Annotated in this window: 24 protein-coding genes and 1 pseudogene; 13 read left to right on the forward strand and 12 right to left on the reverse strand. The window is 71.6% G+C overall.

Features of this window, described 5'->3' with window-relative positions; translation table 11 throughout:
- Position 1: 1 nt before the first annotated feature.
- Positions 2-664 carry a 2-keto-4-pentenoate hydratase gene (locus LXT12_RS23920; protein ID WP_233394818.1) on the reverse strand — a complete coding sequence of 221 codons (663 nt, stop codon included), beginning with the start codon at positions 662-664 and terminating at the stop codon, positions 2-4.
- Between the two features lie 135 nt (positions 665-799).
- Between LXT12_RS23920 and LXT12_RS23925 the strand changes: the two genes are divergently transcribed.
- The gene (locus LXT12_RS23925; protein WP_233394861.1) at positions 800-1,735 is read left to right on the forward strand and encodes a Gfo/Idh/MocA family protein; all 936 of its coding nucleotides are present in this window, start codon (positions 800-802) and stop codon (positions 1,733-1,735) included.
- 11 nt (positions 1,736-1,746) lie between these two features.
- On the opposite strand, the gene LXT12_RS23930 is transcribed toward LXT12_RS23925, so the two are convergent.
- Positions 1,747-2,544, reverse strand: coding sequence for a DODA-type extradiol aromatic ring-opening family dioxygenase (locus LXT12_RS23930; protein ID WP_233394819.1), 798 nt, complete (start codon positions 2,542-2,544; stop codon positions 1,747-1,749).
- A gap of 97 nt (positions 2,545-2,641) precedes the next feature.
- On the opposite strand from LXT12_RS23930, the gene LXT12_RS23935 reads away from it, so the two are divergent.
- The 5 genes from LXT12_RS23935 to LXT12_RS23955 all read left to right on the forward strand — a co-directional run bounded on the left by LXT12_RS23935 (position 2,642) and on the right by LXT12_RS23955 (position 9,187).
- Complete coding sequence (locus LXT12_RS23935) at positions 2,642-3,976, forward strand: coiled-coil domain-containing protein (protein ID WP_233394820.1); 1,335 nt, start codon at positions 2,642-2,644, stop codon at positions 3,974-3,976.
- 64 nt (positions 3,977-4,040) lie between these two features.
- Positions 4,041-4,754 (forward strand): hypothetical protein, encoded by a 714-nt coding sequence (locus tag LXT12_RS23940; protein ID WP_233394821.1) that lies wholly within the window; start codon positions 4,041-4,043, stop codon positions 4,752-4,754.
- The gene (locus LXT12_RS23945) at positions 4,754-7,570 is read left to right on the forward strand and encodes an ATP-binding protein (RefSeq protein ID WP_233394822.1); all 2,817 of its coding nucleotides are present in this window, start codon (positions 4,754-4,756) and stop codon (positions 7,568-7,570) included. The genes LXT12_RS23940 and LXT12_RS23945 overlap by 1 nt, the downstream gene beginning before the upstream one ends.
- Positions 7,557-8,732 (forward strand): hypothetical protein, encoded by a 1,176-nt coding sequence (locus LXT12_RS23950; RefSeq protein WP_233394823.1) that lies wholly within the window; start codon positions 7,557-7,559, stop codon positions 8,730-8,732. The genes LXT12_RS23945 and LXT12_RS23950 overlap by 14 nt, the downstream gene beginning before the upstream one ends.
- Positions 8,732-9,187 (forward strand): acyl-CoA thioesterase, encoded by a 456-nt coding sequence (locus LXT12_RS23955; RefSeq protein ID WP_233394824.1) that lies wholly within the window; start codon positions 8,732-8,734, stop codon positions 9,185-9,187. Before LXT12_RS23950 ends, LXT12_RS23955 begins: the two co-directional genes overlap by 1 nt.
- Here LXT12_RS23955 and LXT12_RS23960 read toward each other — a convergent pair.
- Positions 9,162-10,076 (reverse strand): LysR family transcriptional regulator, encoded by a 915-nt coding sequence (locus tag LXT12_RS23960; protein WP_233394825.1) that lies wholly within the window; start codon positions 10,074-10,076, stop codon positions 9,162-9,164. The genes LXT12_RS23955 and LXT12_RS23960 overlap by 26 nt on opposite strands.
- Positions 10,077-10,168: 92 nt before the next feature.
- Here LXT12_RS23960 and LXT12_RS23965 point away from each other — a divergent pair, with 92 nt between their 5' ends.
- Genes LXT12_RS23965 through LXT12_RS23985 form a run of 5 tightly spaced genes read left to right on the forward strand, consistent with a single transcriptional unit; the run spans position 10,169 to position 13,860 of the window.
- Complete coding sequence (locus LXT12_RS23965) at positions 10,169-11,248, forward strand: tartrate dehydrogenase (protein ID WP_233394826.1); 1,080 nt, start codon at positions 10,169-10,171, stop codon at positions 11,246-11,248.
- A 54-nt stretch (positions 11,249-11,302) separates the two neighbouring features.
- Positions 11,303-11,551, forward strand: a complete 249-nt coding sequence (locus LXT12_RS23970) for a ParD-like family protein (protein WP_233394827.1) — start codon at positions 11,303-11,305, stop codon at positions 11,549-11,551.
- Positions 11,548-12,342, forward strand: coding sequence for a type I methionyl aminopeptidase (gene map, locus LXT12_RS23975; RefSeq protein ID WP_233394828.1), 795 nt, complete (start codon positions 11,548-11,550; stop codon positions 12,340-12,342). Before LXT12_RS23970 ends, map begins: the two co-directional genes overlap by 4 nt.
- 4 nt (positions 12,343-12,346) lie before the next feature.
- Positions 12,347-13,105: a YoaK family protein gene (locus LXT12_RS23980; protein ID WP_233394829.1), complete on the forward strand. Its 759-nt coding sequence runs from the start codon at positions 12,347-12,349 to the stop codon at positions 13,103-13,105.
- The gene (locus tag LXT12_RS23985; RefSeq protein ID WP_233394830.1) at positions 13,102-13,860 is read left to right on the forward strand and encodes a fused MFS/spermidine synthase; all 759 of its coding nucleotides are present in this window, start codon (positions 13,102-13,104) and stop codon (positions 13,858-13,860) included. Before LXT12_RS23980 ends, LXT12_RS23985 begins: the two co-directional genes overlap by 4 nt.
- 8 nt (positions 13,861-13,868) lie before the next feature.
- Here the strand turns inward: LXT12_RS23985 and LXT12_RS23990 are convergent, their stop codons facing one another.
- The 6 genes and pseudogenes from LXT12_RS23990 to LXT12_RS24015 form a co-directional block, all read right to left on the reverse strand.
- Positions 13,869-14,618, reverse strand: a complete 750-nt coding sequence (locus LXT12_RS23990) for an MgtC/SapB family protein (RefSeq protein ID WP_233394831.1) — start codon at positions 14,616-14,618, stop codon at positions 13,869-13,871.
- 86 nt (positions 14,619-14,704) lie between these two features.
- Positions 14,705-15,121 (reverse strand): PilZ domain-containing protein, encoded by a 417-nt coding sequence (locus LXT12_RS23995; protein WP_233394832.1) that lies wholly within the window; start codon positions 15,119-15,121, stop codon positions 14,705-14,707.
- Positions 15,122-15,212: 91 nt separating this feature from the next.
- Complete coding sequence (locus LXT12_RS24000; RefSeq protein WP_233394862.1) at positions 15,213-15,560, reverse strand: FKBP-type peptidyl-prolyl cis-trans isomerase; 348 nt, start codon at positions 15,558-15,560, stop codon at positions 15,213-15,215.
- 30 nt (positions 15,561-15,590) lie between these two features.
- Positions 15,591-15,935 (reverse strand): annotated as a pseudogene (locus LXT12_RS24005) (FKBP-type peptidyl-prolyl cis-trans isomerase); the annotation flags it as partial.
- 92 nt (positions 15,936-16,027) lie between these two features.
- On the reverse strand, positions 16,028-16,903 hold the full coding sequence (gene gluQRS, locus LXT12_RS24010) for a tRNA glutamyl-Q(34) synthetase GluQRS (RefSeq protein WP_233394833.1): 876 nt from the start codon (positions 16,901-16,903) through the stop codon (positions 16,028-16,030).
- A complete protein-coding gene (locus tag LXT12_RS24015) occupies positions 16,900-17,868 on the reverse strand; it encodes a LysR family transcriptional regulator (protein ID WP_233394834.1) in 969 nt (322 codons plus the stop codon). Before LXT12_RS24015 ends, gluQRS begins: the two co-directional genes overlap by 4 nt.
- A gap of 101 nt (positions 17,869-17,969) precedes the next feature.
- Between LXT12_RS24015 and LXT12_RS24020 the strand changes: the two genes are divergently transcribed.
- Together LXT12_RS24020 and LXT12_RS24025 are read left to right on the forward strand one after the other, a co-directional pair.
- Positions 17,970-18,692 carry a pirin family protein gene (locus tag LXT12_RS24020; protein WP_233394835.1) on the forward strand — a complete coding sequence of 241 codons (723 nt, stop codon included), beginning with the start codon at positions 17,970-17,972 and terminating at the stop codon, positions 18,690-18,692.
- A 183-nt stretch (positions 18,693-18,875) separates the two neighbouring features.
- Positions 18,876-19,436: a flavodoxin family protein gene (locus LXT12_RS24025; protein WP_233394836.1), complete on the forward strand. Its 561-nt coding sequence runs from the start codon at positions 18,876-18,878 to the stop codon at positions 19,434-19,436.
- On the opposite strand, the gene LXT12_RS24030 is transcribed toward LXT12_RS24025, so the two are convergent.
- The 3 genes from LXT12_RS24030 to LXT12_RS24040 all read right to left on the reverse strand — a co-directional run bounded on the left by LXT12_RS24030 (position 19,433) and on the right by LXT12_RS24040 (position 23,195).
- Positions 19,433-20,605 carry a DUF1501 domain-containing protein gene (locus LXT12_RS24030; RefSeq protein ID WP_233394837.1) on the reverse strand — a complete coding sequence of 391 codons (1,173 nt, stop codon included), beginning with the start codon at positions 20,603-20,605 and terminating at the stop codon, positions 19,433-19,435. The genes LXT12_RS24025 and LXT12_RS24030 overlap by 4 nt on opposite strands.
- A gap of 4 nt (positions 20,606-20,609) precedes the next feature.
- Positions 20,610-22,130: a DUF1800 domain-containing protein gene (locus LXT12_RS24035; protein ID WP_233394838.1), complete on the reverse strand. Its 1,521-nt coding sequence runs from the start codon at positions 22,128-22,130 to the stop codon at positions 20,610-20,612.
- 93 nt (positions 22,131-22,223) lie between these two features.
- Positions 22,224-23,195: a CysB family HTH-type transcriptional regulator gene (locus LXT12_RS24040; protein WP_233394839.1), complete on the reverse strand. Its 972-nt coding sequence runs from the start codon at positions 23,193-23,195 to the stop codon at positions 22,224-22,226.
- Positions 23,196-23,240 lie beyond the last annotated feature (45 nt).

Below are 23,240 nucleotides of genomic sequence, written 5' to 3' on the forward strand. Positions count from 1 at the left end.
ATCAGAAGCTGAACTCGCCCAGCCCGGCGAAGCCGAGTCGGCCATGGGCCACGCCGCTCACCGGATGCAGGCCGCCCCAGGCCCCCGTCGTCACGACGGTGCCGGCGGCGTGTGGGCGGCCGTGGCGCGTCGCATGGGTGAGCCAGGCTGGCAGCACGGCGGCCGGGTCGGTCAGCGAATGCCCGCCGCGGCGCACCACCTCATCCTGGCCGGCCAGGGCGAGCCGCCATTCGAGCGCGGCCCAGTCCAGCGGGCGGTAGGGTTGCCAGGCACCGAGCAGCAGGCCGGCGTTGGACTGGAAATCGGCCATGCGCAGCAGCGCCGGCGCGGCCAGGCCCTCCTGCCAGCGCGAGGCCACGAGCTCGACGGCGATGCACATGGCTTCGGGCCGGCCCTGGGCGTCCACGCGCAAGGCCACCTCGGCCTCCACGCCGAGCAGCGCACCGCCGGCCGCCGGGTTCACGGGCGAGTGGCTGAACGGGCCCTGCGGGCCGGCGCCGCCGGACTTCCAGCGGTCCAGCGGCCAGCCCAGGGCCTGGGCCACGCCGTCCTGCACGGCGTAGGCGTCGGCCTCGTCGCGCACGGCGCCGGCCCAGTCGGCGGCCATGAGTTGGCCGCCTTCGCGGTGGCAGGTGGCAAGGGCTTGGATCAGGTCCTCGATCATGGGTTTCGGTCGGGGTGTGGGGGAAGGATGGGCATCGTCTTGGTCGCCTCTAAGATGGCCGCCCCGCCGGGCGGCACGAGCACCGCTGTCCGGCGGCCGCGATCCGCGCGGCGACATTTTCTTTTTCTGGAATCAATCAGCATGCCATTGAAGTTGGGCCTGGTGGGCATCGGCAAGATCGCTCGTGATCAACACATTCCGGCGCTCGCCGCCGACCCGCGTTTCGAACTGTCGGCCACGGCCAGCCGCAATGCGGCCGTGGACGGCGTGCCCAGCTTCGCCAGCGTCGAGGCCATGCTGGCCGCGATGCCCGAGCTGGACGCCATCTCCATCTGCACGCCGCCCCAGGCCCACTTCGGCGCCGCGCTGGCGGCCCTGCGCGCCGGCAAGCACGTGATGCTGGAGAAGCCACCTGCCGCGACCACGCGTGAGATCACGCTGCTGCAGGCCGAAGCGGCCCGGCACGGCCGCACGCTGTTCCAGACCTGGCACTCGCGCTTCGCCGCCGGCGTGGATGCGGCGCGGGCGTGGGTGAAGGACCGCACGCTGACCGGGGGGCGCATCGTCTGGAAGGAAGACGTGCACCACTGGCACCCCGGCCAGCAATGGATCTTCGACGCTGGCGGCCTGGGCGTCTTCGACCCCGGCATCAACGCGCTGTCCGTGCTGACCGAGGTGCTGGCCGAGGAAGTCGTCGTGCGCCAGGCGGTGCTCGAGTTCCCCGCGAACCAGCAGGCCCCCATCGCCGCCCAGCTCGACCTGCGCACCGAGGCCGGCGTGCGCGTCGAGGCCGAGTTCGACTTCCGTCAGAAGGGCGAGCAGACCTGGGACATCGAGCTGCTCACATCCACGGGCCGCCTGCGCCTGTCGCACGGCGGCGGTGCGCTGGAGATCGACGGCCAGCCCGTGGCGGCCGACGCGGCTCTGGCGGGCGAGTACCCGCGGCTGTACGCGCGCTTTGCCGAGCTGTGCGCGGCCGGGCGGTCGGAGGTGGACTGGCGGCCCTTCCAGCTCGTGGCCGACGCCTTCCTGATCGGCGAGCGGCGGACGGTGGCGGCGCATCAGGTCTGAGTCGCCCCTCCTCAACCGAACCTGAAGCTCGACGCCGTCAGGCCGCCCAGGTAGTCGGTCTCGTGGTAGCTGCAGCTCGCGGCCTCGCCTTCGGCGGCGCCGGCGGCCACCATCAGCGGCAGCAGGTGCTCCTCGCGGGCGTGGGCCTGGCGTGCGGCCGGCGCCTGGGCCCAGGCTTCGAGCCGGCCGGCACGGCCCTCGGGATCGGGCAGGGCCGCCTGCAGCCAGGCATCGAAGGCGATGGAGGGGGCCTTGCCGCGGCCGTTGAACATCAGCCCCAGGTTGTGGAAGCTGAAGCCGCTGCCGAGGATGAGCACGCCGTCGTCGCGCAGCGGCGCCAGCGCCCGGCCCACGGCCAGGTGCTCGGCCGGGTCCAGGCCGCGGCGCAGCGACAGCTGCACCACCGGGATGTCGGCCTCGGGGACCATCGGCGCCAGCGTGCAGAAGGCGCCGTGGTCGAAGCCGCGCCGGGCGTCGCGGGCCGCGGGCAGGCCGGCGGCTTCGATGAGGGCCGCCACGCGCTCGGCCAGGGCCGGGTCGCCGGGTGCCGGGTAGACCACTTCGTAGGTGTGCGGCGGGAAGCCGCCGTAGTCGTAGAGCATGCCGGGGCGCGGCGAGGTCATGACCGTGAAGGCCGCTTCCTCCCAGTGGGCCGACACCATCAGGATGGCGCGGGGCCGCTCGGGCAGGGAGGCCGGCAGCGCCCGCAGCGAGGCCTCCAGCTGCGCATGGGCCTGGCGGAACTCGCCGTCCATCCAGGGCCAGGGGCCGCCGCCGTGGGACAGGAAGAAGGTAGGTTGCTTCGTCATGCCGGCCAGCTTAGGGCGGGGAGGGCGGCCGAGGGTTCAATGCCACCGCCGCCAGCGCTCAAAGCGGCTGAACGGTGGCGACGATAATCCGCGCCCCATGTCCGAGCTCCGCCCCACGCCCGCCCCCGACGAACCGCGCCAGGTCGACGAGTTCTTCCGCGACGGCGCCGCGCCAGCCGACTCGCTGCTGTGGTGGCAGCTGGAGCGGCAGGACGCCCTCATCGCGGCCCAGCGCGCCCTGTTCGGCGGCGAGGCCGGCTGGGTGAGGCTGCGGGTGTGGGTGTTCCTGGAGCTGCTGGCCCTGCCGGCCGCGCGCCTGTCGCGCGAGGCGCTGAACCAGGCCTTCCACCAGCTCCGCGAGGATGCGCTGGAGACCGTGCTCAAGCGCCTGCGCGACGCCGAGCTGCTGCACTGGGACGGCTCCACGCAGACCTATGCCATCACGCCGCTGGCGCAGCAGCTGGCCGGCATGCTGCAACCTCTCACCGCCGAAGACGCCGGCGAGGACGCAGACCTCGCCGCGCTGCTGGCCGGCGTGGCCGGCGCCCACCAGCTGGGCGTGCTGCAGCCGCAGCAGCTGCGCCACCTGCAGGCCCAGCTGCAGCGCCTGCGCGAGGAGTTCGCCGACGCCATGGCCAGCGGCAGCGAGTTCCAGCTGCGCCGCGCGCGCACGCGCTTCGAACGCGCCCTGGCGCTGGTGGACCGGGCTGGCGAGGCACTGAAAGCCATCATCGAGCAGGCCCAGGGCGACGGCCGGCTGGAGCGCCTGGCCCGCGAACTGGGCCACGCCCAGGCCGGCCTGCTGGTCATGGCCAGCCAGTTCAACCGCGCCCTGCAGCAGGCGGACCGCCAGCGCGTGACGCTGGGGTCCACCGGCGTCACCACGACCGACGTGCGCCAGTGGCTGCAGCGGGTGCCGGAGCTGCACGCCCTGCTGGGCGACGCCCTCTCGACCGGCGTGCAGCCGGTCATGGTGGCGGCCCAGGAACTGGTGGACGGCGCCGAGGCCGAGTTCGAGCGCGACCGGCCCGCCAAGCCCGAGTCGGCCGGCCTGCCGGAGGCCCGCCCCGCGCCCGACGGCCGGCTGGAGGTGCTGAGCCTGCCGCCCGAGCTGGATGCGCTGCAGGCCCTGCTCAACCGCTGGACGACCCAGGGCGAGGGCAGCCAGCCCGTCGGTCCGGCCGTGCTCGGCGGCAGCTACGCGTCCGCGGCCTACCGCGCCCAGCTGCTGCCGCTGCTCGGCGACGTCCAGGCGCGCCACCTCAAGGGCGCCACCGGCGACATGGCCCGCCAGCCCTGGCGCGTGCGCTGGAGCGCCGAACAGGGCGCCATCGATGACGAGTTCGTCGCGTGGATGAGCCGCGGCGAGCTGTCGGCCGTGCCTGAAGAAATGCAACCACAGAGGCACGGAGACACGGAGGAAAACCCATGAACGCAAGCCCCGAGGCCTCTCCGTGCCTCTGTGTCTCTGTGGTTGCATTTGTGTTGACGAACCCATGACGCCCACCTTCGACGACGCGGCCAGCCTGGCCGCCCAACTGCTGGCGCGGCGCTGGCTGCCGCGCAGCCATCCGCTGATGAAGCGCGCCCTCATCGATGCCGAGCTGTGGGCCGAACTCGGCCGCCGCCTGGCCGGCGTGGGCCTGCGCGTGGTGGACAACGTCTATGCCGACCAGGTGAGCGTGGCCCTGCTGCGCCCCGCCGAGGCCGCCGTCTTCGGCGAGGTGGGGCTCAACGCCAACAACAACCTGGAGCTGCCGCGTGACGGCGTCTCGCTGCTGGTGGTGCTGTGGAGCCTCATCGTGCTGCCCAAGCGCCAGCGCCAGATCAACCGCAGCGATACGTCTGGCGACGAGCAGGGCGAGATGTTCGGCGGCACCAAGCCCGTGCCGACGGCGGCCAGCGTGTCGCCGACGCTGAGCTACCGCAGCCTGCTGGCCGATTTCGGCGACCAGCTCGGCAAGAAGCTGCGCATCGACGCCAACCTCAAGCTCCTGGAGCGCCACGGCTTCATCGTGCGCCGCGGCGAGGACATCGCCGAGGGCCCGCTGCTGGACCTGCTGCTGGACTACGACCAGCTCGCCCCGCGCATCCTCGACGGCGCCCTCGCCGACGTGCTGGCCCGCGCCACCGACCCCCTGGCCGCGCCGGCCATCGCCGAAATCCAGGCTGCGCGCCAGGAACCCCAAGACGAGCCGAGCGAAGACTGATGTTCCACCTCCAAACCCTGGAACTGCTGCACTGGGACTACTGCCAGCGCGTGAGCCTGCCGCTGGACGGCGCCATCATCACCATCGCCGGCCCCAACGGCTCGGGCAAGACGACGCTGCTGGACGCGCTGCGCACCCTGCTCGGCCTGGAGTGCTCGGGCGGGCGCACCTTCCGCACCTATGCCCGCCATGCCAACGCCGAGACCGCCTGGCTGCGCGCCCTGGTGGACAACCGCCCGCGCGGGCGCCAGAACAGCAGCCGCCCTTTCGCCAGCTCGCTGCTCTATGCCGACCAGGTCACGCTGGCCTGCCGCATCGAACGCCAGGGCGGCGACTGGACGCGCCGTTATGTGATGCTCGAAGGCGTGCACGAGATCGAGCAGCTGGCCGAGAAGAGCGAGCGCGAGTGGCTGGGCATCGAGGCCTGGCGCCGCCGGCTGGAAGCCGCCGGCCTGACGCGGGCCATCGGCAAGGTGCTGGCGCTGGAGCAGGGCCAGACCGACAAGCTCTGCGACCTCAACCCGCGCGAGCTGCTGCGCCTGGTCTTCGAGGTCTTCGGCGACCAGGAGGTGCTGGACCGCTACGAGCAGGCGCGCAGCCACCAGCAGCAGCTGGCCAAGGAGGTCGAGGCCGCCGAGGGCGAGCTGGCGCGCACCCAGGCCCAGCTGAGCGAACTGGCCAACCGCGTGAACAGCCACCGCCAGTGGCAGCTCAAGATCCAGGAGCGCGAGCGCCTGGCCACCGAGGTGCTGCCGGTGATGCAGTGGAGCGAGGCGCGCGAGCGCCTGGCGCGCGACGGCCGCGATCTGCACCGCGCCCGGCTCTTCGCCACGGCCGATGCGCGCGCGCTATCGGGCAAGCGGGCCCGGCTGCACGAGCTCTTCGCCGAGCACGAGGCCACCAAGGCGCGCCTGGCGGAGCTGGAAACGCAGCGCCGCGACGCCCGCACCGCCTTCGACGCGGCCCGCGAGGCCGAGAAGCCGGTGGAGCTGGCCGTCAAGCGCGAGGACGAACTCAAGGCCCTGGCCGACGTGGAGGCCGACGCCGCCGCCCTGGCCGCCCGCACCCAGGCGCTCGCGGCCGAGAAGGACAGGCTGCGCGGCGAATACACCCGTGCCGACGACAAGCTGCAGCACGTGCAGGGCCTGATCAACGAGCTCAAGGACAAGCGCCTGCCGCCGCCTCCGCCCGAGGTGGCGCCGCTGCGCCGGGCTCTCGACGAGGCCGGCATCGCCCACCACGTGGTGGCCGACAGCATCGACATCGCCGACGAGCAGTGGCGGGCCGCTGCCGAGGGCGTGCTGCGCGGCTCGCGCTGGGTCGTCGTGCTCAAGCATCGCAGCGACGAGGCCCGCGCCTTCGACATCGCCGCGCGCCAGAAGTACCGGCACTACGTCGTTTCCGATGCGGCGCCCGTCACCCAGGCGCGGCCCGGCTCGCTGCTGGCCGCCCTCAAGGTCAGCGCGCCGCTGCCGACCTGGCTGACGCGCCAGCTCGACGGCATCCGCTGCGTGGCCAGCGCCGAAGAGGGCTCGGGCGTGGGCGGTGAGTGGATCACGGCCGAGGCCTACTACCGCGACGGCCGCGGCGGACGCAGCGTCTGGGTCTCGCCGGCCGACCACCAGTTCGGCGCCAACGCCGTGGCCGCGCGCCGCAAGTCGCTGGAGGCGGAGCTGGTGAGGCTGGATGCCGAGCTGACCCGCGTCGTCAAGGCCCAGGGCGAGGTGGACCGCCAGCTCAAGGACGCCCAGCGCGCGGCCCAGGGCCACAAGGCCGCGGTGGAGCTGTCGGAGCGTGCCGACGAGTTCGCCGAGGCCCGCGCCCGGCTGCCGGCTTTGAGGCAGGCCCGCGCCGAGGCCTCCACCCGCATGCAGGCGCTGGAGACCGAGCACGACCGCCTCGTCAAGGCCTCGGCCCGCAGCGAGGACGGCTACAACCGCGCCCAGCAGGAGCTGGCCGACGGCGAAGCCCGCCAGGCCCAGACGGCCCGCGACCACGCGGCACGCCGAGCGGCGCTCAGCCAGGCCGCCCGCGACTCGCGCGAGGCCGGCGCCAGGTTCCCGTCGCGCTGGACCACGCCGGCGGCGCTGGCCGCGCTGCGCCACGAATTCGAGAACGCCCGCCAGGCGGAGATCCGCTCCCACCACGTCGACCAGGAACTGGCCACCGGCGTGTGGGAGACCGATCCCAGCGTCGTGGACCGCCACACCCGCATGGACCTGCAGGTGCGCGAGCAGGCCCACCAACTGTCCGACCGCAAGGCCAGCAATGCGCTCGCGGCCACGGCAGCGTCCAACGCCCGTGAGCGCTACATCGACGTGCTCAAGGCCACGGTGCGCCGCTACAAGAAGAACGTGGCGGAGCTGGGCGAGCTGGCCGGCGTCGTCGCCGAGGCCCAACTGCCCCACCTCGACAACGACGACACCGTGCTCGCCCAGGCCGGCCTGCACGTCAAATTCAACTTCGACGGCAAGGGCGAGGTCGGCCTGAACGACGGCGAGGCCTCCGGCGGCCAGCAGGTGCTCAAGAGCCTGATCCTGCTCGTCGGCCTGATGAAGGATGACGAGACCCCCGGCGGCTTCGTCTTCATCGACGAGCCCTTCGCCCACCTGGACGTGCGCAACATCCAGCTCGTCGGCCACTTCCTGCGCAGCACCCGCGCGCAATACCTGCTGACGACGCCGATCACGCACAACGTCGAGGTCTTCGAGCCCAGCGAGATCACGCTGGTGACCAGCAAGAAGCCGCGCGGCGAGCGCTGGGCGCCACCCATCGCGGTGCTGGCGCGTCGGCCGGAGGTCAGTGAGTACGCGTGAGCTGAGCGCCAGCCGGACGCGACGGCTCCTTGCCGCCGCCACGCCGGCCTGGCCGCCGGGCCTGCCACCGCTGGACGTGGACGAGCGCGAGCTGCTCGTCGAGTGGCTGCGCGGCAGCGCGCCGACGCGCAAATGGGAGGACAGCCTGCTCAAGGCCGCCGGACCGCAGCGCATCGAGCTGGCCCAGCGTCTGTCCGACCTGGCCTTGAAGGCCGGCCTGTGCACGCGCTGCGAGCGCTTCGACAAGGGGCGCTGGCGGCCGGTGGAATTGCGCTGGGTGGAGCTCGAGGCTTTGCAGACGGCCCTGGGCCTGGCCACCCGCAGCGACCGCGACGCACGCCGCATGGCGCTCGCCGAGCGGCTGGATGCGCTGATGGCCGACGAGCTCGTCGGCGAGGCTGCCCAGGCGCTCGCCGAGTCCCGCATGGCCGTGGGGCCCGCAGAGGCGAGGGCGGCCCTGCTGCAGGCCCTGCTGGACTGGACGGCCGAAGGCGCCGAGGGCCTGCGTCGCGACTTCGCGCTGCGCCTGGGCCACACCAAGGCCGTCGGCGATGGTGAATGGCGATGGCTGGAGCGGCACTTCGACCTGCCGGCCCTGGGCATCGGCGCCTTCGCGCCGACCCTCACGCTGGCGGGCGACCTCGGCCTCGTCTGGCCGGGCGGGCGGCGCGTCGATCTGGCTGCCCTGGGCTTCGCGAGCCTGCCGGTGCCGTCGCTGCTGACCCTGCAGCGCGTGGACGGGCCGCCCACGCGCTGGTGGCTCATCGAGAACCGCGCCAGCTTCGAGAAGCAGGCCGCGCGCCGCGAGCCGGGCGTGGCGCTGGCCTGGATCGCCGGCCGCCCCACGCGCGCCTGGCGCGAGGCCATGGCCCGGCTGATCGCCGTCGCGCCGGCCCCGGCCGCCATCAGCGCCGACGCCGATCCGGCCGGCATCGAGATCGCGCTGGCTGCCGCCCAGCCCTGGGAGGCGGCCGGCCTGCCGTGGTCGGCCGTGGCGATGGAGCCGGCGCGGCTCGACCGCCCGGGCCTTCAGCCGCTGGGCCGTTATGACCGTGCCGTGCTGGAGCGCCTGGCCGTCCAGCCCCTGCCGCCGGACCTCGCCGCGCTGCGCGACGCGATGGCCGAACGCGGCGTCAAGGCCGAACAGGAAGGCTGGCTGTGATGACCGAGGGCTGGGACCGCCCGTCGCCCTTCGTGCTGGCGCTGACGCCCGCCGCCGGGCACATCGACGGCCTGGGCCACACCAACAACGCCGTCTACGTGCAGTGGTGCGAACAGGCCGGCTGGGCGCATTCCGAGGCCCTGGGGTTGTCGCTCGCCGACTACCGCCGCCTGGACCGCGCCATGGCCATCCGCGAGGGGCATTACGACTACCTGCTGCCTTCGTTCGAAGGCGAGGCGCTGCAGCTTGGCACCTGGCTGACGGCCAGCGACGGCAGGCTGACGATGGAGCGGCGCTTCCAGCTGCGCCGCGTGAGCGACGGCGCGACGCTGGTGCGGGGCCGCTGGCTGCTGGTGTGCATCGAGATCAACAGCGGCAGGCCCAAGCGCATGCCGGCCGAGTTCCTGCAGGTCTACGAGGCGGCGCTGGTCACGGGCCCAGGCCAGCCCGGCTGAACCAGTCCTGCAGGAACTCCACGCAGACGCGCACCCGAGCCGACGCGGACAGGCGCGACGGGCATACGGCCCAGACGTCGGCCGGCTGGTGGTAGGCCGGCAGCAGCTGCACCAGCCGTCCGGCGGCGAGATCGTCCTGCACGTCCCAGGTGGAGCGCAGGATGATGCCGTGGCCGTCCAGCGCCCACTGGCGCACGACGCCGCCGTGGTTGGCCGACAGCGGCCCCGACACGCGCACCGACGCCGCGCCCTCGGGGCCGACAAGGTCCCAGCGGGCGAAGTCCTGGTCGCGTTCGCGGATGGGAATGCAGCGGTGGCCGGGCAGTTCGTCCAGCGTGTGCGGCGTGCCGTGGCGCGCCAGATAGGCGGGTGACGCGCACAGCACGCGGCGGTTGCGGGCCACGCGCCGTGCCGTCACATGGCCCTCGTGCACATGGCCCAGGCGCAGGTCGAGCTGGAAGCCTTCCTCGATCAGGTCCACAGGGCGGTCCAGCAGCTCCAGCTCGATCTGCAGCTGCGGATGGGCCTGGGCCAGCGCCGACAGCGCCGGCGCGAGGTGGCGGCTGCCGAAACCCGTGCTGCTGCACAGCCGCAGCAGGCCAGCCGGTGCGGCCCGCTCCTGCGATAGCGCCTCGCCCAGCAGGTCCACGTCCTCCGCGATGCGACGCGCCCAGCTCAGCGCCAGCTCGCCCTGAGGCGTCAGCGTCACGCTGCGTGTCGTGCGGTGGAACAGCCGCACCTGCAGCGCCGCCTCCAGCAGGCCGATGCGCTTGCTGATTAGCGCCTTGGACACGCCCAGCGTGCGCGCCGCCATCGCAAAGCTGCTGTGGCGCGCCACGCCGCAGAACAGGCGCAGGTCGTCGAGCTGGGGCAGGGGGATGGTGTTCACGCTTCGTGGTTGCGGGGTCAACGAAGCGGGTGATTGTGTGGTGAATCGTTGTCGATAAGCTGCCGCCACGATCACCACCCAGGAGCACGCCCATGACACATCGCATCGCCGTCATCGCCGGAGATGGCATCGGCCAGGAGGTCATGCCCGAAGGCCTGCGCGTGCTGCAAGCCGCGTCGCGCCGCTTCGGCCTCGACCTGCAGTTCACCCATTTCGACTGGGCCCACTGCGACTACTACCTGCAGCACGGGCGCATGATGCCGGACGACTGGTTCGAGCAGCTGCGCGGCTTCGACGCCATCTACTTCGGCGCCGTGGGCTGGCCCGACAAGGTGCCCGACCACATCTCGCTGTGGGGCTCGCTGCTGCAGTTCCGCCGCCAGTTCGACCAGTACGCCAACGTGCGCCCGGTGCGGCTGATGCCCGGCGTGCCCTGTCCGCTGGCAGGCAAGCAGGTGGGCGACATCGACTTCCTCGTCATCCGCGAGAACACCGAGGGCGAGTACTCGTCGGTGGGCGGCCGCATGTTCGAGGGCACCGAGCGCGAGACGGTGCTGCAGGAGGCCGTGTTCACGCGCCATGGCACCGACCGCATCCTGAAGTACGCCTTCGAGCTGGCCCGCTCGCGCCCCAAGCGCCACCTGACCTCGGCCACCAAGTCCAACGGCATCGCGATCTCCATGCCCTACTGGGACGAACGCGTGCAGGCCATGGCCGCGCACTACCCCGACGTGCGCTGGGACAAATCCCACATCGACATCCTGACCGCCCGCTTCGTGCTGACGCCCGAGCGCTTCGACGTGGTGGTGGCCTCCAACCTGTTCGGCGACATCCTGTCCGACCTCGGCCCGGCCTGCACCGGCACCATCGGCATCGCGCCGTCGGCCAACCTGAATCCGGAACGGCGCTTCCCGTCGCTGTTCGAGCCGGTGCACGGCTCGGCGCCGGACATCGCCGGACGCGGCATCGCCAATCCGGTGGCGATGATCTGGTCCGGCGCGCTGATGCTGGAGTTCCTGGGCCAGGGCGACGCCCGCTTCGAGGCCGCACGCGCTGCCGTCATGGCCGCCATCGAGGCCGTGCTGCAGGCCGGCCCGCGCACGCCGGACATGGGTGGCACCGCGACGACGGCCGCCGTCGGCGCCGCCGTGGCGGAGCGCCTGGCGGGCTGAGGCGCGCCGGCCGGCGTTTATATGTTTCGTATACGGATCGTATATAGTGCCGGCATGGGCATCGTCAAAATCTCCGACCCGCTGCACGAGAGCCTGCGCATTGCGTCGCAGGCCTTGTCGCGCTCCATCAATGCGCAGGCCGAGCACTGGATGCGCATCGGCCTGCTGGCCGAGCTGCATCCGCAGTTGAGCCACAGCGAGCTGTGCCAGCTGTTGATCCGCGCCGAGCAGCAGGGCGGGCTTGACCTGGCACGCCTGGCCGGCTGGGCCCAGGCTCCCAAGGCCAAGGGGGCCCGCGCATGAAGGGCATCAAGCTGCGCACGCCCGACGAGGTGGCCAAGGCGCGCAAGGCGGGTCATCTCATCGCCGAGGTGCTGGCCATGCTCAAGCCCCACGTCGTGCCCGGAGTGACGACCGAGGAGCTGGACGAGCTTTGCCGCAGCTACATCGTCGACACGCTGAAGTGCACGCCGTCCAACGTCGGCTACCACGGCTATCCCAAGACGGCCTGCATCTCGCCCAACCACGTCGTCTGCCATGGCATCCCGTCAAAGGACAAGCGGCTCAAGAAGGGCGACATCGTCAACGTCGACGTGACGCTGACCACCCCGGACGGCTGGTTCGGCGACAGCAGCCGCATGTTCATCGTCGGCGAGGCCAACGTGCTGGCGCGCCGCCTCGTCATGACCACCTACGAGGCCCTGCGTGCCGGTGTCCGCGAGGTGCGTCCCGGCGCGACGCTCGGCGATGTGGGCCATGCCATCCAGAAGGTCGCCCACGCCGCCGGCTTCAGCATCGTGCGCGAGTACGGCGGCCACGGCATCGGCGACATCTATCACGACGACCCCCACGTCAACCACTTCGGCCGGCCCGGCGAGGGCTTGAGGCTGCAGGAGGGCATGATCTTCACGATCGAGCCCATGGTGAACGCCGGCGGCGCCGGCATCCGCGAACTGAACGACGGGTGGACCGTGGTGACGCGCGACCATTCGCTGTCGGCCCAGTGGGAGCACATGGTGGCCGTGACGGCCGACGGCTTCGAGATCCTGACGCCCTGGCCAGACGGGCTGGGCGAGTACCCCGCGATCGCCTGACGCCATGCCCATCGACTTCGCACGTGAACTGACCGGCGCCGAACGCACGCAGCAGGGCAACCGCCGGCTGGGCCTGGTGCTGGCCTTCGTCGCGGGGGCGCTGAATGCCGGCGGCTTCCTGGCGGTCAAGCAGTACACCTCCCACGTCACGGGCACGGTCTCGTCCGTGGCCGACCAGGCGGTGCTCAACCGCTGGGACCTGGTCGTCGACGGCGTCGTCAGCGTGCTGGCCTTCATGCTGGGCGCCATGTGCTGCGCGCTGATGGTGAACTTCGCGCGCCGCCGGGCGCTGCGCAGCCAGTACGCCCTCGTGCTGCTGGCCGAGGCCGGCCTCATCCTGCTGTTCGGCCTGGTGGGCGGGCAGCTGCTTCACGAGGAAACGCTGTTCGTGCCGCTCACCGTCCTGCTGCTGTGCTTCATCATGGGCCTGCAGAACGCCGTCATCACCAAGCTCTCGAACGCGGTGATCCGCACCACGCACATGACCGGCATCGTGACCGACCTCGGCATCGAGCTCGGCCGGCTGGCCTACATCAACCGCCATCAGATGGAGGGCATGCAGGTCGTCGCGGACCGCACGCGGCTCAAGGTGCTGGCCGGCCAGCTGCTGACCTTCCTCGGCGGCGGCATTGCCGGGGCCTACGGCTTCGAGCGCTTCGGCTACGTGTCCACCGTGCCGCTGGCCGTGGTGCTGGCCGCGATGGCGCTGATCCCGGCCATGGACGACGTGCAGGACTGGCGCGGCTGGGGGACCCGCACATGAGCGACGACGTGGACGACGCCGCGATGGACGTGACCTCGCACTGCGTGCCCTACGTGCTGTCGACGGCCACGGACAAGTCCCTGCACTTCTCGTTCGCCGCGATCCAGAGCCGCATGGACCTGAAGCAGCCCGAGCTGCTGACGCTGGACTACACGCGCACGATGATGGGCTTCCTGCTCTTCCAGCCGCAGCCGCGGGCCATCGCCATGATCGGCCTGGGTGGCGGCTCGATGGCGCGCTTCATCCTCAAGCACCTGCCGGAGAGCTCGCTCAAGGTGGTCGAGATCAACCCCGCCGTGCTGGAGCTGCGCGAGGAGTTCCTCATCCCCGGCGATGGCGAGCGCTTTCGCGTGCGCCTGGGCGACGGAGCCGATTTCGTGCGCTCGCCGCCCCGGCTCTTCGACGTGCTGCTGGTCGACGGCTTCGACGTCGGCGGCCAGCCGCCCGAACTGGCCTCCGCCGAGTTCTATGCCGATTGCGCCGCGGCGCTGCGGCCGGATGGCGTGCTGGCGGTCAACCTCAGCCCCGGCTACATCGGCTTCGAGCGCCAGGTCGAGGACCTTGGCGCCGCTTTCGACGGCCACCTGCTGCTCATCCCCGACCGGGACTGCAGCAACACCATCGCCTTCGCATCGCGCACGCCGCTGGTGGAGCTGTTCGCTCGCCTGGGCTGGGGCGGCCCCCAGCAACTGGGCGACGGCGCGCGCCGCCACCTGATGAAGAGCTTCGTGAAGGTCGCGCGGGCACTGGCCTGAACCGCGCCTCAGTTGCGCGCGTGCGCGACGCGGTAGGCGGCCACGCCGGCCAGGCTGGGCAGCCGGCTCGCGAAGCGCGACAGCGTCTCACTGCGGTAGTTGCGCTGCGCGGTGCAGACGAAGCGCCACTCCTGGCAGTCGCCGTTGCACTCGATGTGGACGGAGCCGGGTGCGAAGTCGTAGCCGATGCCTGCCGCGAAGGCGATGAGCTCGTCCTGCTGGAAGCTGCGGCCGGGCACGCCGCGCAGGTAGACGGCGATGGCGGGGTGCGAGGGCAGGGCGGCCTCCAGCCGGGCGCCCCACATCATCAGCGAGGCGCACAGCAGCGTCAGCGAGATGGAGGCGAAATAGAAGCCCATGCCCAGCATGATCCCGATGGCCGAGGCCGCCCAGAGCGAGGCCGCCGTCGTCAGGCCGGAGATGTTCAGGCCCTCGCGCATGATGACGCCGGCGCACAGGAAGCCGATGCCGGTGACGACGCCTTGGATGACGCGGGTCGGGTCCATCAGCGGCGGCAGGACGGGGGCGCTGCTGCCGCCGAACCACTGGTGGGGCAGGCCCAGCAGCACCACCACCCCGGCCGAGGCCATGCAGACGAGGGCGTAGGTGCGCATGCCGGCGGCCCGGCCGTGATAGGCCCGTTCATAGCCGAGCACCAGGCCCAGCAGGCCGGCACCGAGCAGATGCATCAGGACGAGGATATTGGCCTGCCATTGCGGCAGCGACCAGTAGCGCAGCAACTGCTCGGTTTCGAACATGTCTTGTGTCGATGGAATGGATGGGTAGGCGGCCGGCCACCCTATCCCACTTCAGGGAGGCTCGCCAGCCGGGCGAGCCCCGCTTTTCAGGCCAGGGCCGTCATGCGCTCCACGAGCACGCAACGCACCCATTTGCGGGCCGTGATCTGGGCCGTCTGGGCGAGCAGGAATTCCTCGGCCTGCGAGTTGGGCGAGGCGAATTCGAAGCCCACCAGCTGCACCAGCTGGCTCAGCGGGCGGTTCCACACGCGCCGCACCTCGGCGCTGAACAGAGGCACGCCCTCGTCCTCGCCGAGCAGCAGGCGCAGCTCGTAGTGCTGGGCGTCCAGCGGCGGATCGGCGGCGGCCAACACCTGCAGGCCCGCCTCGCTCAGGTTGACGACCACGCCGCCACGGGCGTCGGCCAGGCCCTCGGGCTTGATGACCCAGACCGGCAACTGCTCGTGCTCGTCGGGCACGAGGAAGAACTCGACGCGGGGGAAACGGCGTTGGTCGATCGACATGGCGGCTCAGGGGCGGACGGAAGACTGGATCACAGCATTGCCGAATGACAGCCGCTTGTCAGCCCGCCGCCGTCCCATGATTTGACTTCAGTCAAACAGCGAGAAGATCGACTTCGAAGAGCAGCGTGGCATTGGGCGGGATGACACCGCCGGCACCGTGGGCGCCATAGCCGAGCTCGGGCGGCAGCACCAGCATGCGGGTGCCGCCCACCTTCATGCCCTGCACGCCTTCGTCCCAGCCCTGGATGACCTCGCCGCCACCCAGGCGGAACTTGAAGGGCTGGCCGCGGTCCTTGCTGGAGTCGAACTTCTTGCCGCGCATGCCGTCCTTGTAGAGCCAGCCGGTGTAGTGCACCGAGACGCGCTGGCCGGCCTTGGCCTCGGCGCCTTCGCCGACGACGCGGTCCTCGTACTGCAGCCCGCTGGCGGTGGTGTGCAGGTTGAGGTCGACGGGCTCGGGGCCGCCGGCCAGGCCGAGCAGCTCCACCTCGAAGCACAGCGTCGCGTTCGGCGGGATGACGCCGCCCGCGCCGCGGGCGCCATAGCCAAGCTCGGCCGGGATGATGAGGGTGCGCTTGCCGCCGATCTTCATGCCCTGCACGCCCTCGTCCCAGCCGCGGATCACCATGCCCGCGCCCAGCTCGAACTCGAAGGGGTCGTTGCGGTCCAGGCTGGAGTCGAACTTGGCGGTCTTGGCGCCGTCGACCCAGAGCCAGCCCGTGTAGTGCACCGTCACGTCATGGCCGGCCTGCGCCTGCGGGCCGTCGCCGTCGACGGTGTCGTGAAACTGCAGTCCGGTGGGCGTGGTGTTCATGGGGCAATCCTTCCGTTGTGAATCGCCCGATTGTCGCCGCGCGAGGGCGGTGCGGCCGGCATCGCCCTTTCGCAGGCGGCACCATCGGGGCGTTAGAACCGGGAGACTTCGAGCCGGCCGGGCCACAGGGCCAGCGCCGCCGCCAGCGTCTCGCCGACGCTTGCGCAGACGGGTGGCAGCGGCAGGCCCAGGGCCATGGCCGCCTCGCGCAGCCGGGCCGGCGGATCGGCCAGGTCCAGGGCCTGGGCGCCGTTCTGCTTGGACAGCTTGTGGCCGTCGGGCGCGAGCACCAGCGGCGTGTGCAGATAGCGGGGCGTGGGCAGGCCGAGGGCCCGCTGCAGGGCGATCTGGCGCGGCGTGTTGTCGGCCAAGTCCTCGCCGCGCACGACGTCGGTGATGCCCTGCGCGGCATCGTCCACGACGACGGCGAGCTGGTAGGCCCAGAGGCCGTCGGCGCGCTTGAGCACGAAGTCACCGACCTCGGTTTCGAGGTCCTGCGACTGCGGGCCGAGCCGGCGGTCCTGCCAGTCGATGCGGCCTTCGACCCGCAGGCGCCAGGCGCGCACCGGCCGCCCGCCCGTGCCGCGGCGGCAGGTGCCGGGGTAGACGAGTTCGCCGTGCCTGGGCCGGGGCCCGGCCAGGGCGGCGATCTCGGCGCGGGTGCAGGCGCAGCCATAGGCCCGGCCCGAGGCGATCAGGCGATCGAGCGCGGCCTGGTAGAGCGTGCCGCGGCGCGACTGCCAGACGGGCGCCTCGTCGGGCAGCAGGCCGAGCGCCGCCAACTGGCCGAGGATGACCTCGTCCATACCCGGTGGGCAGCGCGGTCGGTCGACGTCCTCGATGCGCACCAGCCACCGGCCGCCGTGGGCCCGGGCATCCAGCCAGCAGGCCAGGGCGGCCACCAGTGAGCCGGCGTGCAGCGGGCCGGTGGGCGAGGGCGCGAAACGGCCCCGGTAGCCCGAGGTCAAAGCAGCAGCCCCTCGTGCTGTTCCAGCAGCGCGCGGCGCGTCGTGTCGTTGCGCAGGCGGTCCAGCCACCACGCCAGCGCCTTGCCGGGCGCCTGGCCGGTGTCGCGCCAGGCGTAGTGCATGGTGCCGGCGCGCCGCCCCTCGTAGGTGGCTTTGCGCACCAGCCGGCCGGCCTCGACGTGGCGCCTCACCATGCTGACCGGCAGCGAGCCGCAGCCCAGGCCGCGCAGCATGGCTTCCAGCTTGGTGGCCATCGACGGCATCGTCAGCACGTCCTGCCCGGGGAGCAGGCCGACCGTGATGGGGGCCAGCATGCGCGCGCTGTCGGCCACGGCGATGATGCGGTGCTCGGCGATCTGCGCTGCCGTCAGCGGTTCGGGCAGGGCGGCGAGTGGGTGGTGGGGGGCGACGCAGAACGTGAACTCCAGCTCGCCGGCCGGTTCGCAGTGGATGGTGCTGCTGGCCGCCTGCGCGGGCACACCCACGGCCAGGTCGGCCTGGCCGTGCAGCAGGGCTTCCCAGGTGCCGGCCAGCACCTCCACCCGCAGCTTGAGCCGCGTGGGCGGCGGCGTGCCGTCCTCGCCGCGCTCGGCATAGAAGGCTTCCATCAGGTCGAACACCGCGCGGCGGGCCACGGCATCGTCGATCACCAGGGTCAGCTCGCTTTCCCATCCGGTGGCGATGCGGCGCACGCGGTTGGCCACGGCGTCGAGTTCCTGCAGCAGCCGCCGTCCCTCGTGCAGCAGTTCCTGGCCGGCGGAGGTGAGCACCGCCTGGCGCGAGCTGCGGTCGAAGAGCAGCACGTCCAGGGCGTCTTCGAGCTGGCGCACCGAGTAGGTGAGTGCCGACGGCACGCGGCCCATCTCCCGTGCTGCGGCGGCGAAGCTGCCGGTGCGGGCGATGGTGTCCATCATGGCCAGGGCCTCGGGGGTGAGGGCGCGGCGCTTGTCCTGGGAGTTCGGCATGCGTTCAGTCTATTTGAACGGTGTCTGCGGCGCGGCGTGATCGATGATTGTCGGGCCGGCTCCTACATTGGCTTCATCGACGACAACGAAAGGAGCCCACCATGCTGCAACTGATCAAGTCCTGCGACCGCGGCTACGCCGACCACGGCTGGCTGAAGTCCTTCCACAGCTTCTCCTTCGCCGACTACTACGACCCGGCCCGCATGGGCTTCGGCCCGCTGCGCGTCATCAACGAGGACCGCATCGCCCCGGGCACCGGCTTCGGCACGCACGGCCACCGTGACATGGAGATCATCAGCTACGTCCTCTCCGGCGAACTGGCCCACAAGGACAGCATGGGCAACGGCGAGCAAGGCGCGGCCAACTCGGGCGTCATCCGCCCCGGCGACGTGCAGCGCATGAGCGCCGGCACCGGCGTGCTGCACAGCGAGTTCAACCATGCCAAGGATCAGACGACCCACTTCCTGCAGATCTGGATCATGCCGGACTCGCGGGGCATCGCGCCCAGCTACGAGCAGAAGCATTTCGACACGGCCTCCAAGCGCGGCAGGCTGCGCCTGGTGGCGGCCAACGACGGTGCCGACGGCGCGGTGACCATCCACGCCGATGCGCGGCTCTACGCCGGCCTGTTCGACGGCAGCGAGTCCGCCGAGCTGGACCTGGCACCCGGCCGGATCGCCTACGTCCACCTGGTGCGCGGCGCGCTTACCGCAAACGGTCAAGACCTGACGGCGGGTGATGCCTTGCAGCTTCGCGAAACATCGCGCCTCGCGTTGACGGCTGGCAAGGATGCCGAAGTCCTCGTCTTCGACCTGGCCGCTTGAAGTGAAACAAGCCCCTCGCCCGGTCTTGCTCCGGCTGAACGCCGGCAAGCCCAGTCGGTCCCCCGAGGGGACGGCGATGCTTGCGGCATCGAGCCGCAAGCACATCGCCAGCGCGGGCCTGCTCGGGAGCGGCCCGTCGCTAGGCCCGAAACTACAGAGCAACCCCACTCCGAAAGGAAACCCATGAGCAAGATCGTCGTTCTCTACCACTCCGGCTACGGCCACACGAAGAAGGTCGCCGAGGCCGTCGCGGCGGCCGCGGGAGCCCAGCTGATGCCCATCGACGCCGAGGGCAACATCTCCGAGGCTGACTGGGCCGCGCTGGCCGCGGCCGACGGCATCGTCTTCGGCACGCCCACCTACATGGGCGGCCCGAGCTGGCAGTTCAAGAAGGTGGCCGACGCCAGCAGCAAGCCCTGGTACGCCCAGGTCTGGAAGGACAAGATCGCCGCCGGCTTCACCAACTCCGCCACCCTCAACGGCGACAAGCAGGGCACCCTGCAGTACCTGCACACCCTCAGCCAGCAGCACGGCATGATCTGGGTCGGCATGGGCCTGAAGGCGCCCAACCACAAGGCCGCCACGCGGGACGATGTCAACAACCTCGGCGGTTATGCCGGCCTCATCACCCAGACCCCGAGCGATGCCTCGGCCGAGGAGATGGTGCCGGGCGACCTCGCCACGGCCAAGCATTTCGGCGAGCGCGTCAAGGCAGTCGTCGACCGCTGGGTCAAGGCGGCTTAAACCAGCCCCAGGTCGCGCGCGCTGGCTCCGGGGAAGACGGTGGCCAGTTGCGCGTCGTTCAGGCCGTACATGCGCCGGAACAGGCCGGCGAACACGGCCCGGTACTCGTTGAGCACCGGGTAGTCGCGGTTCTGGAAGAGGGTGGCGGCCTTGACCTCCACCTGCTCGCCGGCGATGCGCCCGCCCTTCACGCCGCCGCCCAGCACCCAGTAGGCGCTGCCGTGGCCATGGTCGGTGCCGCGGTTGCCGTTCTCGCGGAAGGTGCGGCCGAACTCGCTGACCACGACGACGACGGTGTTGCTCCACTGCGGCCCCATCTCGTCGGCGAACAGCGCCAGGCCGCGCCCCAGCTCGCCGAGCTTGGTGGCGAGCTGGCCTGCGGCACCGCCTTCGCCCACGTGGGTGTCCCACCCGCCCACGTCGATGAAGCCCAGCGTGACCCGCTCGCGCATCAGCCGCGCCACGCGCCGCGCCTCCAGCGCGAAGCCCTTGGCCGCGATGGCGTTGCGGCTGGCCGCCTCCATCTCCCCGGCCATCTCGCGCGAGATCTCGTCCCTCACCTCGAAGCCGCCGCTGACCGTGCCGGCCAGCCGGGTGCCGGCGTACATGCCGGCGATGGCCTGGGCCTGGCTCGCGCTCAGGGCCGGCTTGCCGAGGTCGCGCAGGGCCTGGTTGGCCACGGGCAGGTTGCCGCGCAGGATGAGGGGCACCTGGTCGGTGAAGGCCATGGCCTCCAGCCGTGAGCCCGCGCCCAGCACGCCGGCCAGGCGGTTCATGAAGCCGCTGCGGAAGTCCCGCGCGCCGTCCTCGGCGAGGCCGAGTTCGATGTGGTCCTGGGTCTCGAAGTGGCTGCGGGTCGTGTCGTGCGTGCCGGCGAAGGGCACGAAGGCCGCCTGGCCCTTGAGCCACAGCGGCTGGAGGCTGTCGGCCACCGCCGGGGCCAGTCCCCAGTCGGCGTCCAGGGGCAGGGCGGCCGTGCGGGCGACGGCGATGTTGGGGCGGGCCTCGTAGTAGAAGGACGAGGACACGGGCACGAGGAAATTGGCCGCGTCGTAGGCCCCACGCAGGAAGACGACCAGCAGGCGCGGCGCGTCCGGCGAGGCGGCCCACAGCCGCGCCGGCAGGGTGGCGGCGCCCAGGCCCAGTTCGAGGAGGTGTCGGCGTTTCATCGGGTCACCTGTGCATGAATTCCGGGGAGGCGAGCAGGTAGGTGTTCCACTCCTGCGGCGAGGCGGCCTGGGCCAGCGCCTGGCGCGTGGCCTCGGCCAGCCGAGGCGCCATGCCTTCGTAATAGAGCGGGTTGGCCAACTGCGGGAAGGCCGGCCGGTCCTTCGGCTCGCCTTCCACCTTGAAAAGACCGGCACTGCCGCTGCCGATGGCGCGGGCGATCTCGAAGCGCGTGGTCATCTGGCCCGGGCCCGCCCAGGCGCTTTCGTCGAGCGGATAGCCGTCGGGCGTCTGGCGGTTGTACGGGGCCTGGCCCAGGCGGTAGAGCCAGCCGGTCATGGGCGCGGTGTTGAGCACCACGCGGTCGGCATAGGCCAGGCGCACGGCCGAGACGACGTAGTGCATCGGGTCCTTGAACTTGCGGCCGAGCGAGGCCTCGAATTCCGGCGAGGCCACCATCGCGCGCATCACCTCGGCGATGCGGCCGTCGGTCTCGCGCCATCGCTGCGCCATGCGCTCGACCAGGGTCGGCGGCGGCTCGTCGGCCACGAAGTACTGGGCCAGCTTGCGCGACACGAAGCGCGCCGTGCTGGGATGGCGGGCCAGCAGGTCCAGCACCTCGTCGATCTCGGCGAAGCCGCGGCCGTGGATGGTGGTGCCGAGCAGCGTCTTGTCGCCGAAGTCGTGGCGGGCCGGGTTGAACTCCGTCAGCCCGTCGCGGCGGTAGAGGGCTTCCTGCTGCGGCTTGAGCTTGGGCCGGTTGTCGCCCAGGTTCACGCCCAGGCCGGTCAGAACGCGGGCCAGTTCCTGGACGTCGCGCTGGCTGTAGCCGCCCCCGATGCCCAGCGTGTGCAGTTCCAGCAGCTCGCGGGCGTAGTTCTCGTTGATGCGGTGGGCGGCGTTCTGCTCGTTGTCGAGGTAGCGCAGCATGGCCGGGTGGTGGGCGGTGTAGCCCAGCAGGTCGCGGAAGCGGCCGAGCGAGCGCTCGCGCAGGCCCTGCTCGTAGTCCCCCACCATCGCGCGCAGGTTGCTCTTGTACTGGTGGACGTTGAAGTGGTTGAACCAGAACCAGGTCAGCTGCTCCTGCACCTGGCGGGGGGAATAGAGAGCGTCGAGCAGGGCGCGGGCCGAGGCCTCGCGGGCCAGCTGGGTCATGGCCTGCTGGTATTCCTTTTGCGCGGCGGCCTTGGCGGCGTCGTCGGTGAGGGCGTCGGCGGCCTTGCGCTGGGCTTCCATGCGTTGCACGAGGGCCGGCAGCGGCTGCTGGCTGATGGCGAGGGCCTGGATCTGCGACTGGGCGGCATCGGGCAGGGGCGCCGCAGCGCCCGGCCGCAACTGCGCGTCCAGCCAGGCGACGCGGCCCTGGGCTCGCACCGCGGCGAGGTCGGCGCTGCCGGCGCCCCAGGTCAGGCGGTCCAGCCAGAGGGCGTCCTGCGCGGCGCCGTGCGTGGACGGGCCGGGGCCCGGGACGGTGGCGCAGCCGGCGAGGGCGAGGACGAAGGCGGTGCTCAGCGCGAGGATTCTCATGGCGGCCTCATCATGAGGCCGCCCAACGCGGGCTGTCGAGGCCGCGTTGACCGCGGCAACAAGACTTCACATCTTGTGCGCTCGGTCGCGGCGTCAGGCCGCCTGCGACCAGGCCAGCACCGGCGAGCCCGCCGCCTCGCCCTCGGGCGCCTGGTGGCGAGCCGCGTCGACCACCTCGCGGCGCAGCGGCGAGGCGAAGGTCTGGATGAACTCGTAGACGTAGTCGCGCAGGAAGGCGCTGCGCCGCACGGCCAGGCGGGTCATGTTGTCGGCGAACAGGTGGCGGGCGTCGATGGCGCGCAGGTGGCGGTCGCGCTCCTCGTCGAAGGCGATGGCCGCGACGATGCCCACGCCGAGGCCCAGCTCGACATAGGTCTTGATGACGTCGGCGTCCATGGCGCTGAGCACGATGTGGGGCGTGAGCTGCGCGGCGGTGAAGGCCTCGTCGATGTGGGAACGTCCGGTGTAGCCGGGCTCGTAGGTGACGATGGGGAACCGCGCCAGCCGCGCCAGGGTCAGCGGGCCGTCCAGCAGCGGGTGCTCGGGCGGCACGACGACGGCATGCGTCCAGCGGTAGCAGGGCAGGGCGACCAGCTCCGGGTACTGCGCCAGCGCCTCGGTGGCAATGCCCACGTCGGCCTCGCCCTCGATCAGCAGCCTGGCGATCTGGCGGGGCGAACCTTGCTGCAGGTGCAGGCTCACGTCGGGGTGGTGGGCGCGGAAGTCGCGCACAGCCGGCGGCAGGGCATAACGCGCCTGGCTGTGGGTGGCGGCGATGCGCAGCCGGCCGCTGCCGGCGCTGGCGAAGTCGTCGGCTGCGCGCTTGAGGTTCTCGGCCTCCAGCAGCAAGCGCTCGATGACCGGCAGCACCTGCTCGCCGGGCTCGGTCAGGCCCGTGAGGCGCTTGCCGACGCGCACGAAGAGCTCGATGCCCAGTTCCTCCTCCAGTTCGCGGATCTGGCGGCTGACGCCGGGCTGCGAGGTGTGCAGGGCCTGGGCGACCTCGGTCAGGTTGAAGCCGCGGCGCTGGGCCTCGCGGACGGAGCGGAGTTGCTGGAAGTTCATGCGCAGCCTGTACGACAGAGGCGGCCGATTGTGCGGAGCGTGGGG

The sequence above is a fragment of the Pelomonas caseinilytica genome, assembly GCF_021353235.1.
In the GTDB taxonomy this organism is placed as follows: domain Bacteria; phylum Pseudomonadota; class Gammaproteobacteria; order Burkholderiales; family Burkholderiaceae_C; genus Pelomonas; species Pelomonas caseinilytica.

What these genes read in the sequence shown, in the direction of transcription:
- LXT12_RS23970 (WP_233394827.1), top strand. Translation starts at nt 11,303, where the DNA reads ATGGGCATCGTCAAAATCTCCGACCCGCTGCACGAGAGCCTGCGCATT.
- LXT12_RS24015 (WP_233394834.1), bottom strand. Translation starts at nt 17,868, where the DNA reads ATGCCGAACTCCCAGGACAAGCGCCGCGCCCTCACCCCCGAGGCCCTG.
- LXT12_RS23955 (WP_233394824.1), top strand. Translation starts at nt 8,732, where the DNA reads ATGACCGAGGGCTGGGACCGCCCGTCGCCCTTCGTGCTGGCGCTGACG.
- LXT12_RS23940 (WP_233394821.1), top strand. Translation starts at nt 4,041, where the DNA reads ATGACGCCCACCTTCGACGACGCGGCCAGCCTGGCCGCCCAACTGCTG.
- map (WP_233394828.1), top strand. Translation starts at nt 11,548, where the DNA reads ATGAAGGGCATCAAGCTGCGCACGCCCGACGAGGTGGCCAAGGCGCGC.
- LXT12_RS23990 (WP_233394831.1), bottom strand. Translation starts at nt 14,618, where the DNA reads ATGTTCGAAACCGAGCAGTTGCTGCGCTACTGGTCGCTGCCGCAATGG.
- LXT12_RS24040 (WP_233394839.1), bottom strand. Translation starts at nt 23,195, where the DNA reads ATGAACTTCCAGCAACTCCGCTCCGTCCGCGAGGCCCAGCGCCGCGGC.
- LXT12_RS23985 (WP_233394830.1), top strand. Translation starts at nt 13,102, where the DNA reads ATGAGCGACGACGTGGACGACGCCGCGATGGACGTGACCTCGCACTGC.
- LXT12_RS24025 (WP_233394836.1), top strand. Translation starts at nt 18,876, where the DNA reads ATGAGCAAGATCGTCGTTCTCTACCACTCCGGCTACGGCCACACGAAG.
- LXT12_RS23935 (WP_233394820.1), top strand. Translation starts at nt 2,642, where the DNA reads ATGTCCGAGCTCCGCCCCACGCCCGCCCCCGACGAACCGCGCCAGGTC.
- LXT12_RS23965 (WP_233394826.1), top strand. Translation starts at nt 10,169, where the DNA reads ATGACACATCGCATCGCCGTCATCGCCGGAGATGGCATCGGCCAGGAG.
- LXT12_RS23920 (WP_233394818.1), bottom strand. Translation starts at nt 664, where the DNA reads ATGATCGAGGACCTGATCCAAGCCCTTGCCACCTGCCACCGCGAAGGC.
- LXT12_RS24030 (WP_233394837.1), bottom strand. Translation starts at nt 20,605, where the DNA reads ATGAAACGCCGACACCTCCTCGAACTGGGCCTGGGCGCCGCCACCCTG.
- LXT12_RS23980 (WP_233394829.1), top strand. Translation starts at nt 12,347, where the DNA reads ATGCCCATCGACTTCGCACGTGAACTGACCGGCGCCGAACGCACGCAG.
- LXT12_RS23930 (WP_233394819.1), bottom strand. Translation starts at nt 2,544, where the DNA reads ATGACGAAGCAACCTACCTTCTTCCTGTCCCACGGCGGCGGCCCCTGG.
- LXT12_RS23945 (WP_233394822.1), top strand. Translation starts at nt 4,754, where the DNA reads ATGTTCCACCTCCAAACCCTGGAACTGCTGCACTGGGACTACTGCCAG.
- LXT12_RS24020 (WP_233394835.1), top strand. Translation starts at nt 17,970, where the DNA reads ATGCTGCAACTGATCAAGTCCTGCGACCGCGGCTACGCCGACCACGGC.
- LXT12_RS24035 (WP_233394838.1), bottom strand. Translation starts at nt 22,130, where the DNA reads ATGAGAATCCTCGCGCTGAGCACCGCCTTCGTCCTCGCCCTCGCCGGC.
- LXT12_RS23995 (WP_233394832.1), bottom strand. Translation starts at nt 15,121, where the DNA reads ATGTCGATCGACCAACGCCGTTTCCCCCGCGTCGAGTTCTTCCTCGTG.